Source organism: Bradyrhizobium sp. AUGA SZCCT0177, assembly GCF_018130125.1.
GTDB lineage: Bacteria > Pseudomonadota > Alphaproteobacteria > Rhizobiales > Xanthobacteraceae > Bradyrhizobium.
Map to the genome: position 1 here is coordinate 69,860 of NZ_JAFCMA010000025.1, position 19,513 is coordinate 89,372.

Here is a 19,513-nt window from a genome sequence, read left to right on the forward strand (position 1 = left end):
TTTCCATCGCCGATTTACGTTCCCATTTTGAAGGCGTGAGAGCTCTTTTCCCACAAGGATCTGCTCAGCGAATACAGACACGCCGCGTACAGCAAAGCGCCTCCTCCATAGACACACACATAGGCGACGATAAACGTGTCGACGCTCCAATGAAACAGAAACATAAGAGCGCTGATCAGCACCATCCCCGCAAGGGTAATGTTGGCGCGACGGGCGAGCGCCTCAAATTTTCCCGCGCCGACCAGCACAAATGCGCACGTTGTTTGTATCAGCATGAACACGAGCATTGCACAAAGTGCGGTGCGCATGGTCGGCGAGACTATTCCGCTATGGTTCAAAATAGTACCAAATATCCTTTCGCCGAACATGGAGACCGCGACAATGCCCAGGGTCATCGGCAATAAACCCAACAGGAATCCGGCCGCAGTTGCCCTACCCAATCCGGACGCATTTGCGTTATGTAGCGCGCGCGTTTGATGAGGGAGGGCCGTTTCTGCGCCAATCAGGTAGGTCACCATCGCGAAGCGCGACACCTTATGGAACATATCGAACGCGACAATTGCCGATCCATCCCCTGTTGCAGACAGCAAGTAATACGGAAAAATGCTGATCACAAACTCAGCCGATGACGACACGACCGCCGCGCGCGCCTTCCGAAATTTGCGCCTCAGAAAAAGCAAACCCTTGAAAAACACCCCACTCTGCAATGCAAAGCCGTGTGGGCGGGCGAGCCAGACCAGAGTTACTATCGACGTCACCCATATGAACAAGCTCAGCGCGCCATATGCGACAAACGAAAGGCCAAAAAGCATCGCGATGGTCACCGCCAGGATTGCAACACGTCTCACCAGATCAACGCCCTCCGTCCAAACAAAGCCATCCCTGGCGTTGATGGCCGCGCGAAGCGGCATACGTGGCAAGGGACAGACAGCTCCGGCGAAAATCAGGAAGTAGGCGATGCCATGATGTGCGACAGGAACAATGCCGGCAATCAACGCCACACCCAGAATTGTGACGGCGATGGCAGCCATCGCAGTGTAGATCGTCACGGTCGCTCGCACCAGGTCATGGTCACCCTGGTTCGCCTTACGTTTGTGAGCCTCACTCAGGTAGTGAGACCGCAGTTCGGAAAATGTCAGAACGGTAATTCCGAGATCGCATTGCACCACGAGAGCAGCGACCGCCAGCAAGCCCGCAATAAAAGCATACGACTCGAGGCCAACTGTTCGAATCAGCACATACGCGAGGACAAAATTCGATACCGCCATAAGTGCGGCATTGAGCCCCTTCAGCACAAGAAGAGCTGGCCAGCTATGCGTGCCGCGGCCCAGGCCCGCTAGTATTGCACTTCTCAGGCCTCGCTTGCGAATTGCCAGTGGTGGATGAAACCGGAATAGAGACATAGAATCATCCGCGCCCATCGGAGCTTGGCCGGCCGCACGTGAGCAAACAAGGCGGGCGACCCCTGTTACATGACGAGCAAAGCCTGCCTGCGACCATTTTCGTAGGAAAGGCCATGCGCCTTCCAGAGCTCTATCGCGTGCCCGATACGCTGCCAACGGATACAGAACTCCATAGGCAGAATTCACCTACCCATCCGAGGTACTCATCATTGCCAGTTGTCCGGTCAGTGGGGAGGTGGATGTAATCCTTGCCACTGGCGATTGCAGTGGCTTGGTGTAGCGGCGGCACACAGCGGTCACATTCTTGTGGTCACGGGAGGCTTGTGTGACGAATTTGCTCCTGGAGAACGCGAACTCCGCTCGCGCGATCTGGTCCGAGGGAGCCTCGTCCGTCCGCGACGGCGCAGAGCCCGAGGTCCAATGCACGCTGGGCCAAGTCATCGGTCGGACTGCCAGCCGGTTCCCGGACCAGCCTGCGATCGTCTCCACCAAGTTTGCGCCGCTGACGTACTGCGATCTTCAGGGCCAGTTGGACGGCATCCGCCGGCAGCTTCGTTTGGCCGGGTTCGATTGCAAGGCCCGCATCGGGGTACTGATGCCGAACGGCGCGGAGGCGGTTCTCGCCATCGTGGCAGTGGCCTGCTGCAGCATCGCGGTTCCTCTCGATCCGCGACTGTCCGAGGCGGAATTCGATCAACGTCTCGACATGCTGCGCCTGGACGCGCTTCTCGTGCCGCAAGGCAGGGCCTTTGAAGCGCGTCAGGCGGCTGAGCGGAGAACGATTGCCGTGATCGAAGCCGCTCCGATGGGACACGGTCAGCTTGGACTAAATATCGCCGTGCAGGTCTCCAACTCGCCTGCGATCGACGCCGAGCCTGATCCGGGCTCGCCTGCCTTCATCCTGCAGACGTCGGGCACGACCGCCCAGCCCAAGCTCATTCCGTTCAGTCATAGCAATATGCTGGCGGCGGCCGCACGGCTTCAGGCCTGGTTCGGCCTCACGCCTGAGGACCGCTGCCTGAGCGTGTCGTCCCCTCACTACTCCCATGGGCTCAAAGTAACGGTCTTCACACCACTGCTGACGGGCGGCAGCATTGCTGTCCCGGCGAACTTTGCCATCGTGGCGCTCGATGAATGGCTCGATGTCTTGCGGCCGACCTGGTACTCGGCGGGTCCCACGCTCCACACTGCCGTGCTCGACAAGGCAAAAAGCCTTGAGGATGCGCAGGCGGCGCACACTCTGCGGTTCGTTGTATCGGGCGGCGCGCCACTCCCGAAGGAGGTGCAGAACGACCTGCAGCGCATTTTGGGCGTGCCGGTGCTGGAGCATTATGGTTCCAGCGAAGCCGCGCAAATCGCCACCAACCAGCCGTCACCTGGTCCAAACAGGCCAGGGACTTGCGGGCAACCTTGGCCTGATACCGTGGCCATTGTTGGTGAGGATGGACATCCCTTACCAGCTGGCGAGCGGGGCGAGGTCTGGGTTCGCGGCCCCACCGTGATGTCTGGCTATCTCGATGCGCCGGAACTCAATCAAGCTGCTTTCAAAGAGGGTTGGTTTCGCACGGGCGATATCGGCAGCCTCGACCAAGACGGCTTCCTGTCGCTGCACGGGCGCCTGAGCGAACTGATCAACCGCGGCGGTGAGAAAGTCGCCCCTGCTGAGGTCGAATCCGCACTACTTCGCCATCCCGCCATAGCCGAGGCCGCTGCTTTCGCAATCCCCCATCCACGCCTTGGCGAGGACGTCGCAGCCGCCATCGTTCTCCATCCTGGTGCGCAGGCGACACCTGCGGAGCTTCGCCAGTTCCTGCAATACGCCTTGGCCTCGTTCAAGATTCCGCGGCGCATTCTGATCCTCGACCAACTGCCAAAGGGGGCGACGGGAAAGGTTCAGCGGCGACGGCTGCGCGAGTCGCTCGACGGGCTGTTGGGTGATCAGGGCGCGATGCCCGTGCAAGCTGTGAACAAAGGGCCATTGGACCTGAAAGCTGAATTGCTGACCCTGTGGCGGAGGCTGCTCAAGTCCGAGGCTGTGACGATCGACGATGATTTTTTCGCCAGCGGTGGTGACTCCCTTCTAGCGATGGAAATGCTCATCGAAGTCGAGCGGCTCATCGGCCACCGCTTACCGGAAACGATTCTGTATGGGGCAGAAACCATCCGCCAACTTGTCCCAAGAATCGCCATGCAGACAGGCACCCCGGCGACGCCGTTCTTCCAGTTCGGTGCCAGTTGCGATCGGCCCCCCCTGTTCTTTTTCAATGGGAACCTCGTTGGCGGCCACTCGGGTATGCGGCGGATGGTAGAGCTTCTCGGGCCCGATTATCCAATCGTTTCGATCGATCCCCATGGTCTTCATGGGGAGCGGATTCCGCCGTCGATCGAGCAGATGGCCGCCGACCGCCTGCCGCTTGTTCTGCAGAGGCAGAGCAGCGGTCCTTTCCTCCTGGGCGGCAAATGCAACGGCGCCATGGTGGCGTTTGAAACAGCCCGCCTGCTGATGGCAGCCGGCCACAAGGTTGATATGGTGGCGATGGTCGACCCGCCGACCGTCAGTGCCCGTCCGGTGCCGCGGGCGATCATCGGGCTGATGAAGCCCCTGCTTCCGCTTTACCCTCTGCGCTGGGCATTTGAAAAAATGGCGGAGCTGGAGCGTCACTCCAAGGCGTCGACGAGCGCGCCGATTACGACTGCCGAGCTCGAGATTCCGCCGGCGTTGTGGCACGCTTATTCAGCCGCAATGGCGCAGTATCTTCCGGCACCGCTTGAGGTCCCCGTGACTTTTTACGCGGCCGAACACGACGGCCGGGCGTGGCGGCATCTCAGTTCTCAACTCGACGTGGTCGAGGTGCCATGGGGACATCATGGCTGCCTGACTGTCGGCGCTGAATATCTGGTTGATCATCTGCGGCAAAGAATTGACGTTCTGGTTGACGGCGCGCCCTCTGCCGTTGAACCGCACTTTTCGCCGATCGGCTGTCACGGCGCGCAAATCGGTGGCCCCGCACTGGTCATCGAAACTTGAGGATCGGACCAGGGCGGCAGCAACGCAAATTGCGCCGTGCCAGTGCCTTGCGATGTTCAGCCAACCGGTCCGGGGATCCAATAGTCGCCGGAAAGCGGCCTGACGCTTACGCCGTAAATTACCCCGAGCTGCAGGCTTGGATCGAAATGGCGCATCGTCCGCTCATTGAGGTCAATGATGCGGCCAGGCGTCAGCGGCCCCACGTCATTTATCTTGACGATGACCTTCTTGCCTACAGCCTCAACCAGGGCATATTTCGGCCTCGCGCCATATCGGACCCCACCAAATTTCTGGCGCAGACTCGTCTTGATGGCAGCCGCCCAGACAGTGGGCTCATAGCGCTCGCCGGAGGCTGTGTTCGGGCCGCCCTCCCGCCATCCGGGCCGGAACGGATTGTACGTGGATGCTGCGCCAACGATCGCATCCCCAGAAGCGGCAATGACGACGGCGCTTGAATGAACTGCAGCCATTTCACTTCGAGCAACGGTAACAGAAATGGCAAGCAGCACTACGACGCCGCAAATTGCGGCGCTCGAGCGAAACAACATCGTAACTCCTCGATTGATTTTCTGGATCGTTCGGTTCCCGATCCCGCAAAAAATGGTCAAGCGAACGCGGATGCGTTAACGAGCTTGCACCGATTTTGCGGATTCGTGCCGACACTGGCGACGGAACCGTTGTGGGAACCAGGATGGTCCTCCCACAGGTGTCTTTCCCACCGACTAAGAAAGAAATTGCGTCAGCAGCATGACTGAATAGAGGCGCTTGGTGAGGGCGTGAGCAGGAGCACGCGTCTGGCCGATGTCGGCTCGGGTCACAAGCAGACGTTCCAGCTGATCCATGAGCAAGTCTGCTTCGGCCTCACCAGCGGACATGAGAGGCGACGGCGACACGTGATCAGGTAAGCGTCTCATCCGGATGTGAGCAAGAGAAGTCTGCCTCGGTCCGTCGAGAAGCGGTCGAGGACGAATTGAGAGGCGTCAAACAATCGGGGAATTCGTCGGCCGGATTCCACTGCCGGCCCACAGCTCAGCGGGATCGAAATTTGTCTCCGTTGAAAATCTCCTCACAACGGGCGTTTCAGCGGTTAGCTGAGTGGAGCACTCCTGTGGTCCCTGGCTGCCCTCGGGTGCCAACGTCTGCCCTGCATCGTGGGCGGGCAAGCCAATTATCAGTCGCATTGGTCTCACTTCCAGAAGCGTACAGGTTGCTGCAAACTGCATATGTAATCTCGCGATTCGTAGATGTCTTGAGGACCCATGAACGAGACCTTGATATCCGCCTGCACGATGTTTCTCATTCCAGCAACGCTCTTGTTTGGCGCTTTAGGTGTCGCGAACTCGTCCTTTCTCAAGATGCTGGTCTGCTTGCTTGGCATCGCCACGACAGGGTTATGGCTTTACCGGATATGGTGGTGGGCAAACCTGTCTTTGATTGATCGCAGAACGGCGCTCGGTCTCGCGGGCATGTTTGCGTGCGCATGGCTGGTGACATTCCTGGTGCAGTTGAAGAACGTGTTCTCGTCGCGCTGACTGGCTTCGTTCCGTGGGGTGCATCGGCTGACAGCACCTTGGCTCACGACGTCGGCGAGGGTGGTGTAATCGTCTCGGTCGACAACATCCGTTATCGCGCATCGATCCGAGTCACCGCTGCCTTCCCGAATTGCGGCTCGCTATTGGTGCCCGGCAAGGATTTGCGCGGCAGCGCCGATGCCTTGCCGGAAGGCCTCGTCGAACGTGACAGCCGCAAGCTGCCATTGCTGCGACCTGCCCTGCCAATCGAGCTGCCAGTCCGAGTTCCACCGCAGCTCCTGATCGTCCCAGACGAGGCGCACGATCAGCACGACCTCTCCGCCCCGCCCGGCCACGGCTTCAGCGATCTTCGCGGGCGCGATGCCCGCAAGCGCAAGCTCATTGGCGCCGACGCCGGCGAGCGCTGCGGCATCGGGCAGCACGATGGGCATTCCCCGCTTGGCCGCGGCCGCCAGGAGAGCAGCCCGCTGCAGATCCGTCTCTTTCGAGTCGCCTGCAACCACGTATCGTCGCGCGCCCGGCTGCATCTCCACGAAGACGCCAAGCACCGGGCGGCGGGTAAGCCATGGCTTGACGCCCAGCTTGGCAAGCATGCCGTTGATGGCGGCCTCGTCGAACTCGGCCGTCAGAATGAAGGAGCGGTCGCGGGTGCCCTGCTCGTCGTTCTTCGGCTTGCCGCCCTTTTCATCGCGGTAGGAAAAGTCCCGAACCAGTTTCGCAGCATCGGCCTTGTATGGGTCGAGACGCGGGTCGCCCGCGAGCCGCAGCATGCCGCTTACCTTGATGAGAACGTCTTCCAGGCACGATGCGAAGCCGAGGATACGGTTTGCCTCGCCCTGCCCCGTCACGATGGTCTGCGCGCGATAGAGCTCTGCCGGTGGAATAGCGTTTGCCGCGTCGACGAGCCCCGGTTGCTGTGGCGTGGGTTCGGCAGCGACGGCGGGGAGCGCGAGCAGCACTACCGCCGCGATTGCCGCCAGAAAGCAGGGAATGGAGCGTGCCGTCGCTGGATGCGTCCTCAAGGCCGAAAGCCCTCACTTGATGCTGGCTGGCGACGCAATGCTGATCGCACCCGTCTCCAGGCAAATCCTCTCCTGACAGGGTATTCTACAGGGAAACCGACGATATTGGGGGCCAGCGAGAGCTGCCTTGCAGCTTCCGATTAGAGCACGAACATGACCAGTTGATACAGCGCATAGGCCAGCTGCACGCCCAACACGGCCAAGGCTACGATCATCAAAAAGGAGCTGAAATGCATGAGGGTTGAAACCAATATGCCCTCTTGAACTGATTGTTCTCGCAAGAAGACTTCGAACTGATCAGTACGTCATGCTGCCCTACAAACGTTTGGCAGTTCGAGAAGGAGGCTTCCGCCGCCGCGGAAGTAATGTCATTGCCGCGAACCTCTTCTTGGCCGGAGGTCGCTTGTTGGACGGAAGTTCACGCCTACGTGCCGTAGAAAATCTTCATCCCCCACACCACGACGACGACGGCCGACACCAGCGTGGCCGCCGTCAAGATACTTTCTAAGGAAGCGACTCTCATACTACTACTCCGCTTCCCAGCCCCGTTTGCGGTCTAGTTGATTCGTTCGGTCCGCCGCAATCGCGCGGGCGACTGTGTTGAGCGCTCGCATGGCAATTGTGGTTTGCGGGCCACATCATTCCCGTAGAATTACTGGCGCAGCGAGTGGGATTCGAACTCCCGGTACGGCCGGGCGGCAGTCGTGATCAAACCAGTCTCCACCGATAGTCTCCGCAAAACGGGAACATCCGGCATCGGCGACTTCCACCCCAGGAGCGGCGAACAGGGAGTCTGGAGACGAAATCGAATGCGCGAAAAGCCGGGATGCCCGGCCCTATCTCGCGTTTCTTGGGAAGCCTCGCCGAACGCCGGAATCGCTGGCTGGGGCGGGAGGGTACTCAGCCCGATTGGCTCCACCATCAACCAATTGAAAACGCTACAAAAATTGGTGCGATTCTGGGGTAGTAACGGGGGGCGTCCGACAGAAATCCGCCTACGCTGTTCCTACGACGTCCTTCTTGTGGAACAGCTTTCGAGGCCTCGATAAGGTACCCCATTGTAGGCGGAGCAATGAAGCCGGCAGCGGCGGCCACCCCCGTTCAAGTCGCGGGACTGCCCGCATTCTGAAACCTCCGGAGTGCAGAGCATCGGCGATGAGCGGTGCGCTGCCGCGGGAGCCCTACAATGAGAGGCCCGTCATCTTAAGCACAGCCTCGGGCCGTTCACCCTGGACTGCGATCTTCGAAAGCGCTCTTGCGATCTCCTCCAGATCTGTTGCCGTGAGCGTCACGTCGACCGTGCCGCGGTTCTCCTCCAGACGATGTAGCTTGGTGGTGTCGGGGATCGACGAAGAACCGGTAATGAGCCCCCTCTTGCCCTTTGAGGGTCATATGACGGTCCCATACCGACTACGAGCGTAAAAATCTCATCGCCCGAGCGATTTCTTGATACCGTTCAGTCCAAGGCGCAGGAAAGGGTCGGAATGAATATAATAGAATTGGACGCCTTTTTCGCGCCAATGCGGCAATTCGTCGGCCGTCACCAGCGTACCAGCAATCTTGCCGGCGGCGCGTATCTTGTCGACGGTGAAACCGACCTTGTCGATAACGGCCTGTGGGCGGGGTTGACCGAAGGCTGGCGCCGGCGGGTATCCCATGTTTTGCGACAGGTCGCCGGGGCCGATGAAGAACACGTCGATCCCTTCCACCGCGAGGAGTTCGTCGATATTGCCGATCGCCTCCAGCGTCTCCACCATCGAGACGACTAGCCGCTTTTCGTGATCGGCCGGACAGGCGTAGCGAACCGCATCGACGATAGCGCGGGCCTGATCCGCGGTATCGACCATAGGCACCATCAGGCCATCAGCCCCGGCATTCAGATAGCGGATTAGCAGCGAGCGCTGGTGGGAATCCGGCCGTACGATCGCGGCCCCGCCGGCACCACGTATGACCTGCGCGGCATTCCGCACATCCTCGAAACCCCACGCACCATGCTCGCAGTCGACGAAGATCGAGTCCGCGCCAAGCTCCACCAGCCGCGTCGAGAGGCTGGCCGATACATGATGGGGATTGAACATGGTGATCGCCTCACCCTTCGACAGGCGTTCGCGCAGCTTGGCTCCATTCATGGCCGTTCCTTCCGGTCTATCTCTTTGGCTTGTCGGGGGTGTCGTCCGGCGCGCCGACCCAGCGCGCGGTCTCGATATCGGCTGACGTATCGCGCATGAAGGTCGGGCAGATCCGCAATTCGGGAATCATCGCGCCCTTCTGCAGGCTGGCGCAGAGCAGCACCGCCCGGGCCACGTCATACGGATCGAGCATCACGGCACGTTCGCTCTCCAGCGGCGGTCGCGCGCGATTGTCCATGATCGGCGTGTTGGTCTCGCCGGGCAGGATCGTGGTCGCGCGGATCCCCTGGTTGCGGTAGGTGTTGTGCAGGAAGGTCATGAAGTTCTTCACGCCCGCCTTCGCCGCGCCATACGCAGCACCGCCCAGCAGGTTCGGATTGAGCGCCGCGAGCGACGACACGGTGATGATCGTACCCTCGCCTTTTGCGATCATGCCCGGCAGCACCGCCTGGGTGAGGTTGAATACCGCGGTGAGGTTGACGTTGACCGTGGAATTCCATTCCTCCTCGCCGATGAAGCGGGCGTTCAACACTTTGCTGGCACTGCCGGCATTGTTCACGAGAATGTCGACAGCGCCGACAATGGCGCCGACCCACGCAACCGCTTCAAGGATCGCCGCGCGAGACTCGATATCGAGGGACCGGCTGATCGCTCGGCCGCCCTGCTTCTTGATCTCCGCTGCGACTTCCTCAAGCGGTTCGATCCGGCGGCCGGTGAGCACGACGGTCGCGCCTTCCCGCGCCAGCAGGATAGAAGCCTCCCGACCGATGCCGGTGCCGGCGCCGGTGACGAGGGCTATCTTCCCATCGATCAGACCCATGATGTCTCCTATTCGGCGGCCGCAGGCGTCGCGCGCGTGTGGCGGTAGATTTCCCTGGCCGCCTCAGGGGTAATCAGTCCCTCCGCGAGATCAAGTTCGATCAGTTCGCCGACGCGCTCGGACGTCCGGCCCCATCCGCCGCCGCCGGGCGTTTCGACCTCGAGCCGATCGCCGGTCTTCAGCACGACCTTACCTTTCGGAAATTGCGGCTGGCCATTTTTTTGCACCTTCCCGGCGCTCCCGGACTGGCCATCCACCACACCGAAGCAGGGATGCCGCACGCGCTCAGAGGCCAAATAGATGCTCATGGGGCCCTTGCCGAGATTGCGCAGGATCACGCGCTGGCCGAGCCCTCCGCGATATTTGCCGGCGCCACCCGAGTCCGCAATCAGTTCCTTGCACTCGGTCAGAACGGGCACGGCGATCTCAAACATCTCGATCGCCGTTACCTTGCAGTTCGACGGAAAACTCAGGGTGTCGAGACCGTCAATCTCCGATCGCGCGCCCTGCCCGCCATGGAAGTTCTGGACCGAGCCGTACTGCGTGCCATCGTCGCGTTGGCCGACGCAATTGGCGGCCCATATCGGCGCACCGCCGCTGTCGCCCATCACCTTGTCCGGAACCACGTTCTCCAGCGCCTTGAAAATCAGCGAGGGGATGACGTGCCCGATCAGATTGCGCGAATTGCCCGCCGTCCATGCGTTCGGATTGAGGATGGAGCCTTCCGGCGCTTCGTCGGTGATCGGGGTGATACAGCCTTCATTGTTAGGCGTGTCGGGGTCCAGCAGGCATTTCAGGGCATAGACCGAATGGGCGTAACGGTAGTTGGTCCGGCAATTGATCGAGTGCAACACCTGGTCCGACGAGCCGGCATAGTCGACGTGAATGGAATCGTCCCGCACGATCACGGCCGCCTTCAGCTTGACGTCGACATCGTAGCCGTCGAGCAGCACTTCTGCCGTGTACGTGCCGTTGGGCCATTGGCGGATCGCCTTGCGGGTCTGCGCTTCCGAACGCGAATGGATGGCGTCGGCGAGATCGTCGATCTCGTCGAGCTCGTATTCATCCAGGAATTTCAGCAGCTCGCGTCCCATGACATTATTCGCCGCCACCATCGACTCGAGATCGCCCAGCACTTCCGTCGGCAGGCGCACGGACGCGGCGATGATGTCGAGCACGTCTTGGTTCGGAACGCCGGCCTTGTGCAGCTTGACGATCGGGAAGCGAATGCCTTCCTCAAAGATGTCGCTGGCCTCCGAATGCAGCGGCCTTCCGCCGACATCAGGCAAATGCGCGATCGAGCCGGCATAGGCGACGACCTTGCCGTTCTTGAAGATCGGCGTAATCATGGTGACGTCGGGCAGATGGCCGGTGCCGATCTCGGGGTCGTTGGTGGCGAGCACGTCGCCTTCGCTGAGCGTCTCGGCTGGAAACTTCGGCAGAAAATACTTTTGTGCGGCGACCGGCAGTGACGTGATGAACACCGGGATCGACCACGTGCATTGGGCAAGCGCCCGGCCGCGGCTGTCCAGCAACACGGTCACATAATCGTGGTTCTCGCGTACGATCGGCGAGAAGGCGGTACGTCCCAAAACATTGTCGGCCTGATCGGCGATGAAGATCAGGCGATTCCACATCACCTGGAGATTGATCGGATCGTTGAAATCGGGGGTATTTTTCGACATCGCGCGCCGTCCTCAGAGAATGTTGATCACGAGATTGCCGTGCCCGTCGACATGAGCGATGCCGCTTGGACCAACGACAGCCGTGGACTCGCGCTGCTCGATGATGGCCGGGCCCTTCACCGGCTGATCGAGCGGGAGCTTGTAATGATCGTAGACGGGCGTCTCGACGTAGGCGCCCAGCTCGTTGAAGTACACCGATCGCTTGCCCTTGAGGGCGTCTGCGACCTCCGCTTGATGTGGACGGGTGACCTGATCCTTGCCGCCGCTGGAACGAAGCCGCCAGGTGATGACCTCGAGCGACGCCGCTACGGTTCGGCCAAACAGCTCGCGATAGAGCTTGGTGAAGTTGTCCATCAACTGCCGGAGAAATTCGTCCTTCGGCAAATTACGGTCAGGCAACGCAACCGTAATCTCGTGGCCCTGCCCGACATAGCGCATGTCGACGGTGTAACGGTTGGTGATCGCCGCTTTCGCGACGCCGGCAGCGCTCACGACTTCGGCTCCTTGTGCGGCCAGATCGTCAAGCAGCAGCCGCATTCCGTCAAAATCCCAATTGTCTACGCCCATCGGGAAACTGGCGGACAGATCCACGGCAACAGGCGCGATGAGGAGCCCGATTGCTGATGTGACCCCGGCACCCGTCGGGCAGATGATGCGCTTGATGCCGAGCTTGCGCGCGATCCCGTAGGCATGCACCGGACCGGCGCCGCCGAAAGCCACCATCGGCAGCGAGCGTGGATCGACGCCAAGGTCGGTCGCATGCATGGCCGCCGCCTTGCTCATGGATTCATTGACGAGGTCGTGGATACCCCAGGCGCAGCGGTCGACGCTGACGTCGAGCGCGGTTGCAAGCTTTTTCATCGCCTCTTGGGCTGCATCTTTCGAGACCTTGAACGAGCCGCCGACGAAGGATTCGACGCCCATATAACCGAGCAGGATGTCGGCGTCGGTGACGGTCGGCTCGGTGCCGCCGCGCTGGTAGGCCGCCGGACCCGGAAGCGCGCCGGCCGAGCGCGGACCGACATCGAGAAGACCAAGCGGATTCTTTGCAGCGATGGATCCGCCGCCCGCGCCGATCTCGATCATCTGGATCGACTGGATCTTGAGCGGAAAACCGGACCCTTTGCGGAAGCGCTGATAATGCGCCACTTCGAGGTCGGTGCCGACGGTGGGCTCGCCATTCGGGATCAGACAGAGCTTGGCCGTGGTGCCGCCCATGTCGAACGAAAGCACGCTCGCCTCGCCCGCTGTTCTGCCGAATTCGGCGGCAGCGACCGCACCGGCGGCGGGCCCCGACTCAATCAGACGCACCGGCAATTCGGCGGCGCGCAGGCTCGGAACCAGGCCGCCGGACGACGTCATCCACAACACCTGCCGGTCGATACCCTTGTTGGCGAATTCGCGCTGCAAATGGGCGACGTGGCCGGCCATCTGCGGCCGGGTATAGGCATTGACGACCGTCGTCGAGGCGCGATCGAACTCGCGCACTTCCGGACAAACTTCCGAGGAAAGTGATACGAAGATGTCGGGGCTCTCTTCCCGCAGCAGCGCGGCAATGCGCTGTTCGTGCTTCGGGTATTTGTAGGCGTGCAGCAGGCAGACCGCGACGGATTTGATGCCCTTGCTACGCAGCCGCCCGGCGATCTCCCGGATGGCGTCTTCCTTCAATTCGGTGACCACGGCGCCATCGGCAGTCATGCGCTCCTCGGCACCAAAACTGTTGGCGCGCGTGACCAGCGGATCGGGATATCGGAGGTTCAGGTCATAGAGATCGTAGCGGCCCTCGTTGCGGATGCGCAGCATGTCCTGGAAGCCGGCGGTCGAGATGAAACCGGTTTCCACACCCTTGCGTTCGAGAACGGCGTTGGTGACGACGGTGGTGGCGCCGAGCACCTGGAGTTTGGCCAGATCGATCACGCTGGCAAAGCGGTCGAGCAATTCCGTCGCACCCTGCACCACGGCCTCCGCCGGATTTTTCGGCGTGCTCAAAACCTTGTGCAGATGCAATTCGCCGTCGTCGTCGAGCAGGGCGAAATCGGTGAAGGTGCCCCCGGTATCAAATGCGAGCTTGGCCATTGTTTCCTCGGCGCGACGGTTCTGCAGGCAGCGCGGGAACGGTCCCGAACGACCCGATGAATCATCGAGTCCGGATCACTGGAATCCCGTTATGGTTGAGGCTACGGGATGCAACTGGCGCCAGCCAACACAAGTGCGGTCTGCCGCCATAGACTTTGGTTATGGCGCCGTCCGGATCCCCTGCGGGTGCTTGCGCATCAGCTTCTCCACCACATCGAGGAGCACCGATCGGACCGCCACTGCGGGTTCCGACAGCGGTAAATGATCGGAGGTGCAAAGCGAGACCGTGGCCTCGATCACCGGACGCACTAGGCGCCTTATATCAGCGCCGGCAAAGCTCGAGGCGCCGGCGGCGACAGAGGCAGGCAATATCGTCGAACCGAGACCGTCCATGACCGCCGCCCCCAGCGACGAGACCGACTCGATTTCGGAGGCCACGTTAGGGACGACCCGCGCCCGGGCAAGGGATTCGTCGATCAGGCGGCGCAGAAAGTGGCCCCTGCTCGGCAACAGCAGCGCAACATCGGTGAGGGACGAAAGCGGCAGCGCCTCGGTCGCCGGCTTGTCGAATGCAGTTCCCGGGGGCGATACCAAAAACAGTTCCTCCCGAAACAAGGGCCGCAACACGACCCCCTTGATCGGCTCCGAACCATAGATGATGGCCATGTCCATCTTGCCGGTCATGATCAACTCGCTCAGCACATGACCGAAGCTGTCATTGATATGGACGATGATCTGGGGGTGAAGCACCCTCATCTCCTTCAGGATCGGCAAGGACAGCGCACTCGACGTCGAATAGGTCGCAAGGCCGATCGAGACCCGCCCGGCCAAGGATTTCGAGGAGTTATCGATGTCGATCTTCGCCTGCTCGATCTGCTTGAGTAGCAATTGTGCATGCCGATACAATACGAGGCCGGCCTCGGTCGGCGTGATGCCAGTGTTGCTGCGTGTCAGCAGCTTGTGCTTGAAATGGCTCTCAAGGGCTGCGACCTGCTGGGACAGCGCGGGCTGAGCGGTACGCAGGATGCTGGCGGCGCGGGATACGCTGCCGGCGTCGACGATCTTCACGAAGCTCTTCAGTTTGGTGAAATCAACGCTCATGGCCCCGCCGCTTCGATCCTGCAAGATGCAGGATAGGTCGATGACGACAGGAGAACAAGGCGCTGCCGGCCCGGGCACTGTCGGCCCGGGTACTCCCGCCGCCTCAGCGCAGGTCGGCGCACGCCTTCTCGATGCGGTCGCACGCCTCCTTGATCATCTCCATCGATGTCGCGGTCGAAAGCCGGAAATACGGCGAAAGCCCATAGGCCGCGCCGTGGACCGACGCGACCCCGCCCTTGTCGAGGAGGTAGAGGACGAAGTCGAGGTCGCTGCCGATCGCCTTGCCCTCCGGCGTGACCTTGCCGATGGCACCGGCACAGCTCGGATAGAGATAGAACGCGCCGTCCGGCACGAGGCAGCGCAGATGAGGCACAGCATTCAGGCGGGCGCAGGCATAATCGCGGCGCTCCCGGTAGAGCTTGACGCTTTCGCCGACGAAGCTCTGCTCGGCGACAAGCGCGTGTGCCGCGGCGGCCTGGCTGATCGAGGACGGACAGGACGACATCTGCGACTGCAGCTTGTTGATCGCCGCGATCAGGCCGGCGGGACCTGCGGCGTAGCCGATGCGCCAGCCGGTCATCGCGTATGATTTCGAAACACCGTTGGTAAGAAGGATGCGATCCCTGAGCGCCGGCACCACTGCCGCGATCGTCGTCATCGGCTCGTCGCGGAACCAGATCTGATCGTAGATGTCGTCGGACAGCACCATGACATGCGGATGGCGGAGCAGCACCTCGCCCAGCGCCTGGAGTTCGGCCTGATCATAGGCGGCGCCCGTCGGGTTCGAGGGCGTATTGAGGATCAACCATCGCGTTCGCGGCGTGATCGCCGCCTCCAGCGCGGCCGGGGTCAATTTGAAGCCGACGTTCTCGGAGCACGCAACGATAACAGGCTTGCCGTCGTTGGCGATCACCATGTCCGGATATGACACCCAGTACGGTGCGGGGATGATGACTTCCGCCCCCTCCTCCACGCTTGCCATCAATGCCAGGAAAAGGATCTGCTTGGCGCCGCCGCCGACACAGATTTCGCTTTCCACATAGTCAAGTCCAAGGCGGCGCTTGTAGTCGGACATGATCGCAGCGCGCAGCCCCGGTGTCCCATTGACGGCGGTATATTTGGTCTCGCCGGCGTCGATCGCCGCGTGCGCAGCGGCCTTGACGTGGTTCGGGGTGTCGAAATCCGGCTCGCCGATCGTCATATCGACGATGTCGTGCCCGGCGGCCTTCAACTCGCGCACGCGAGCCGCGGCGGCCGTGGTCGGAGAAATCTTGATGCGCGACACACGCGCGGCAGGTACGAAGATGGTCACGGTAGCTTCCTCTGAACGATGATCAGTGTTCGGCTTTGGCCTCGCCCCGCATCCGGCCCGTCAGGAAGAGCTCGCCGAGCTCATCGTGGGTGATGTCCGCAGGCCTGCCGTCCCAGATTACCTTGCCGAGACGCAGGATGACCGCGCGGTGCGCGACTTCCATTGCCTTCTTGGTATTCTGCTCGACGAGCAGGATGGTTTGCCCGCCGGCGTTGATGCGCAGCAATTCGTTGAAGACGATGGCAATGGCCGCCGGGGAAAGACCGACCGACGGTTCGTCGACGAGCAGGATCTTCGGCCGTTGCAGGACGGCCATCGCCACCTCAAGCAATTGCTGCTCGCCGCCGGACATGTTGCCGGCCAGTGTGTTGCGTCGCGCTTTCAGGATCGGAAACAGGTCATAGACATAGTCGCGGTCGGCCTTGACCCTGGCGTCGCGAAGCGTATAGGCGGCCATTTGGAGATTTTCGTCGATCGTCATGACCGGAAAATTGCAGCGGCCCTGCGGCACGAAGGCGATGCCTTCGGCGAGGATCGCCCGCGACTTGTAGCCGGCGATATTCTTGCCCTGCCATTCGATGCTGCCGTCCTTGATCGTCGTCATGCCATAGAGCGACTTCAGGAGCGTCGACTTGCCCGCGCCGTTCGGCCCCATCAGGGCGACAAATTGCCCCTGCGGCACGTCGAGGTCGACGCCGTTGAGGATATCGAGCGAACCGTAGCCGGCGCGCAGACCCTTGATCGAGAGACTGGGATCAACCACCGAGATAGGCCTCCCGCACCGCCGGGTTGCGAACGATTTCGTCGGGTGTTCCTTCGGCCAGCTTGCGCCCCTGATCGAGCACGACGATTCGTTCGCAGATGTCGGTGACGACATCGATGTTGTGCTCGATCACCAGGAAGCTGACGCCAAATTTCTCGTTGGCGAAGCGGATGCTCTCGACGACGCGCTCGATCAGCTTGGGATTGATGCCGGCCATCGGCTCGTCGAGCAGGATCAGTTTGGGCTCCGGCATCAGCATCGACGCGAACTGGATCAGCTTCTGCTGGCCTCCCGACAGTTTTCCGGCGGGCTGATGACGGACATCCCAGAGTCCGGCGATCTTGATAAACTCGCGCGCGCGTTCCCGCAACGCCTCGACACGGGCGCGCGCCATGGCACCGATTCCGAAAGTGGACCAGAGGTCCGGAAAGGTGAACATCTGGCCCGCAATGACGAGGTTTTCCTCAACGTCGAGGGCGCTGAACACCACGGTCTTTTGGAACGAGCGCAGCATGCGGCCCTCGCGGGCGATGCGGTTGAGCGACCATCCCGTGATGTCCTGACCGTCGAGTTTCACCGCACCGGCGTTCGGCTTGGAGAGACCGGTCGCACAGTCGAAAAAGGTCGACTTGCCCGAGCCGTTCGGGCCGATAAGCCCGCAGATCTCGCCGCGATTGACATGCAGACTGACGTCATCGACCGCGCGCACCGCGCCGTAGGACTTGTGCAGTCCGGAGATTTCAAGGATGGGCAGACCGGTCATTTGCGCTCCCTGAGAAAGGTCCAGAAGCGATCAATCAGCGGCGCAAAGCCCTTCGGGAACCAGAACACCAGCGCCAGCAGGCAGAACCCGTAGGCGATCATCCTGACTTCAGGCGCGACGCGAAGGGCTTCGGAGAGGCCGACGAACAACAGGCTGCCGAACACGACACCCGAGATCGTTCCCGCACCGCCGCCCAGGACGATGATGAGCATCGTCGTCGAATAGTACATCTGAAACGTGAGCGGACTGACCACCGTCAGGTAATGCGCATAGACGCTCCCGCCGAGACCTGCGAAAGCCGCGCTGATCATGAACACCACCAGCTTGTAGCGCCAGGTCGGAATGCCGACGGATTCGGCCAGCGTCTCGTTCTCGCGGATGGCGACCATGTTGCGCCCGGCCGCCGACCGCACGATCAGATACGCCGCGAGCGTGGCCATCACTGCGATGACCAGCACCAGATAGTAGAAGCTCGTGGTTCCCGAGATCGTGAATGATGCCGGCCCAAGCGCGAAATAGGGTTTCGGAATGCCCGACAGCCCCATGTCACCGCGGGTGAGGCTGATCCAGTTCTTGGCGATCGCCTGCCCGATGATGACGAAGCCAAGCGTACACATCACAAAGGACGTGGCGCGCAGCCTGAGCGCCGGAATGCCAAGAGGCAGGGCGATGGCCGCGGCAAGCAACCCCGCCGCTAGGAAGTTCAGATAGAACGGCGTGCCGAAACGGACCGCCATCAGGCCGGACGTATAGGCGCCGATGCCGAAGAACGCGGCCTGCGCCAGCGATAGCAGGCCGGTATAGCCGACCAGCAAATTGAGGCCGTGGGCCGGCAACAGGAAGATCAGCGCGATGATGATCGCGTGCAGGGCATAGTTGCCGAGAAACAATGGGGCCAAACAGGCGGCTACCGCCAGCGCCGCGCCGAACGGCAACCGCAGATCGCGTCGGGGCGCCGGGAGTGAGAGATCGTTGGGCGACATCGTCTGTCCTCGAACAATCAGAAGCGGGCTTGCGCGGAGAACAGCCCGTGGGGACGCCACATCAATACGAGCATCAAGGTTGCAAAACCGACGGTGTCGCGGAACTGGAGGCCGACATAGGTTGCCACCAGGCTTTCCGCGATGCCGAGGATCATCGCCGCGAAGAACGTGCCGCGAACGTTACCCAGCCCGCCCATGATGATGACCGGCAAGGTCTTGAACGTGATGATCTCGCCCATCCCGCCATAGACGCTGACATTCACCGGCGCCGTCAGCACGCCGGACAACGCCGCCAGGCAAGCTCCGAGAATGAACGTCCGAAGCGCCACTTGGGGTACGTCGATGCCGACCACCGCGCAGCACTCGATATTCTGGGACACCGCGCGCATGGCTTTTCCCATGCGGCTGTAGGTAACCATCAATTCCAGTCCGACGAAGACCAGAATGCAGACGATGATGATCAGGACACGTTGCTCTGCCAGCGTGAAGCCAAAGATCGAGACCGGCTCGATGTAGCCGCCGGAGAAGAATTTATAGCCGCCGCCGAAGACGAGGATCACGGTGTTCTGCAGGACCAGCGCGATGCCGAGCGTCGCCAGCACTCCGGTTTCCGGCGGGGCGCCCACGATGCGCTGCATCACGAACTGGCCGACGACCACAGCTATGACCGCGGTCGCCACCACGCCAATCACGATCGCAACGGGATAAGGCAGATCGAAATATTCGATCGCGAACCAGGCACCAAAGGTGCCCAGCATGTAGTATTCGCCATGCGCAAAATTGATGGCGCGCAGCACACCGAAGATCATCGTCATTCCAACGGCGACGATGGCGTAGACGGAGCCGGAAACGATGCCGTTGACGATCTGCTCGAAGATCGCGGACACCATTTTGGT

General features: G+C 61.3%; 15 protein-coding genes and 1 pseudogene. 2 read left to right on the top strand and 14 right to left on the bottom strand.

What is annotated here, in order from left to right; translation table 11 throughout:
• Positions 1 to 14: 14 nt before the first annotated feature.
• Entirely contained in the window at positions 15 to 1,589 is a 1,575-nt protein-coding gene (locus JQ597_RS26350; RefSeq protein WP_212268178.1) for a hypothetical protein, read from the bottom strand.
• A gap of 139 nt (positions 1,590 to 1,728) precedes the next feature.
• On the opposite strand from JQ597_RS26350, the gene JQ597_RS26355 reads away from it, so the two are divergent.
• Positions 1,729 to 4,431 carry an AMP-binding protein gene (locus JQ597_RS26355; RefSeq protein WP_349628885.1) on the top strand — a complete coding sequence of 901 codons (2,703 nt, stop codon included), beginning with the start codon at positions 1,729 to 1,731 and terminating at the stop codon, positions 4,429 to 4,431.
• 56 nt (positions 4,432 to 4,487) lie between these two features.
• On the opposite strand, the gene JQ597_RS26360 is transcribed toward JQ597_RS26355, so the two are convergent.
• A complete protein-coding gene (locus tag JQ597_RS26360) occupies positions 4,488 to 4,979 on the bottom strand; it encodes a septal ring lytic transglycosylase RlpA family protein (protein ID WP_212268180.1) in 492 nt (163 codons plus the stop codon).
• Between the two features lie 711 nt (positions 4,980 to 5,690).
• On the opposite strand from JQ597_RS26360, the gene JQ597_RS26365 reads away from it, so the two are divergent.
• Complete coding sequence (locus JQ597_RS26365) at positions 5,691 to 5,963, top strand: hypothetical protein (RefSeq protein WP_212268182.1); 273 nt, start codon at positions 5,691 to 5,693, stop codon at positions 5,961 to 5,963.
• Positions 5,964 to 6,103: 140 nt separating this feature from the next.
• On the opposite strand, the gene JQ597_RS26370 is transcribed toward JQ597_RS26365, so the two are convergent.
• The 12 genes and pseudogenes from JQ597_RS26370 to JQ597_RS26420 all read right to left on the bottom strand — a co-directional run bounded on the left by JQ597_RS26370 (position 6,104) and on the right by JQ597_RS26420 (position 19,507).
• Positions 6,104 to 6,922 carry a DUF2066 domain-containing protein gene (locus JQ597_RS26370; protein WP_212268184.1) on the bottom strand — a complete coding sequence of 273 codons (819 nt, stop codon included), beginning with the start codon at positions 6,920 to 6,922 and terminating at the stop codon, positions 6,104 to 6,106.
• 1,244 nt (positions 6,923 to 8,166) lie between these two features.
• Positions 8,167 to 8,331, bottom strand: a pseudogene (locus JQ597_RS37785) (aldo/keto reductase); the annotation flags it as partial.
• Positions 8,332 to 8,412: 81 nt separating this feature from the next.
• A complete protein-coding gene (locus tag JQ597_RS26375) occupies positions 8,413 to 9,114 on the bottom strand; it encodes an HpcH/HpaI aldolase family protein (RefSeq protein WP_212268186.1) in 702 nt (233 codons plus the stop codon).
• 16 nt (positions 9,115 to 9,130) lie between these two features.
• On the bottom strand, positions 9,131 to 9,934 hold the full coding sequence (locus tag JQ597_RS26380; protein ID WP_212268188.1) for an SDR family oxidoreductase: 804 nt from the start codon (positions 9,932 to 9,934) through the stop codon (positions 9,131 to 9,133).
• An 8-nt stretch (positions 9,935 to 9,942) separates the two neighbouring features.
• The gene (locus tag JQ597_RS26385) at positions 9,943 to 11,619 is read right to left on the bottom strand and encodes a hydantoinase B/oxoprolinase family protein (protein WP_212268190.1); all 1,677 of its coding nucleotides are present in this window, start codon (positions 11,617 to 11,619) and stop codon (positions 9,943 to 9,945) included.
• Between the two features lie 12 nt (positions 11,620 to 11,631).
• Positions 11,632 to 13,695: a hydantoinase/oxoprolinase family protein gene (locus tag JQ597_RS26390; RefSeq protein ID WP_212268192.1), complete on the bottom strand. Its 2,064-nt coding sequence runs from the start codon at positions 13,693 to 13,695 to the stop codon at positions 11,632 to 11,634.
• A 159-nt stretch (positions 13,696 to 13,854) separates the two neighbouring features.
• Positions 13,855 to 14,796, bottom strand: a complete 942-nt coding sequence (nac, locus tag JQ597_RS26395; protein ID WP_212268194.1) for a nitrogen assimilation transcriptional regulator NAC — start codon at positions 14,794 to 14,796, stop codon at positions 13,855 to 13,857.
• A 103-nt stretch (positions 14,797 to 14,899) separates the two neighbouring features.
• Positions 14,900 to 16,108 carry an aspartate transaminase gene (locus JQ597_RS26400; RefSeq protein ID WP_212268196.1) on the bottom strand — a complete coding sequence of 403 codons (1,209 nt, stop codon included), beginning with the start codon at positions 16,106 to 16,108 and terminating at the stop codon, positions 14,900 to 14,902.
• Positions 16,109 to 16,130: 22 nt separating this feature from the next.
• The gene (locus JQ597_RS26405) at positions 16,131 to 16,871 is read right to left on the bottom strand and encodes a branched-chain amino acid ABC transporter ATP-binding protein (protein ID WP_212268198.1); all 741 of its coding nucleotides are present in this window, start codon (positions 16,869 to 16,871) and stop codon (positions 16,131 to 16,133) included.
• On the bottom strand, positions 16,864 to 17,634 hold the full coding sequence (locus JQ597_RS26410; RefSeq protein WP_212268200.1) for an ABC transporter ATP-binding protein: 771 nt from the start codon (positions 17,632 to 17,634) through the stop codon (positions 16,864 to 16,866). The genes JQ597_RS26405 and JQ597_RS26410 overlap by 8 nt, the downstream gene beginning before the upstream one ends.
• Positions 17,631 to 18,617, bottom strand: a complete 987-nt coding sequence (locus JQ597_RS26415; protein WP_212268202.1) for a branched-chain amino acid ABC transporter permease — start codon at positions 18,615 to 18,617, stop codon at positions 17,631 to 17,633. The genes JQ597_RS26410 and JQ597_RS26415 overlap by 4 nt, the downstream gene beginning before the upstream one ends.
• Before the next feature lie 17 nt (positions 18,618 to 18,634).
• Positions 18,635 to 19,507: a branched-chain amino acid ABC transporter permease gene (locus JQ597_RS26420; protein ID WP_212268204.1), complete on the bottom strand. Its 873-nt coding sequence runs from the start codon at positions 19,505 to 19,507 to the stop codon at positions 18,635 to 18,637.
• Between the last annotated feature and the right edge of the window lie 6 nt (positions 19,508 to 19,513).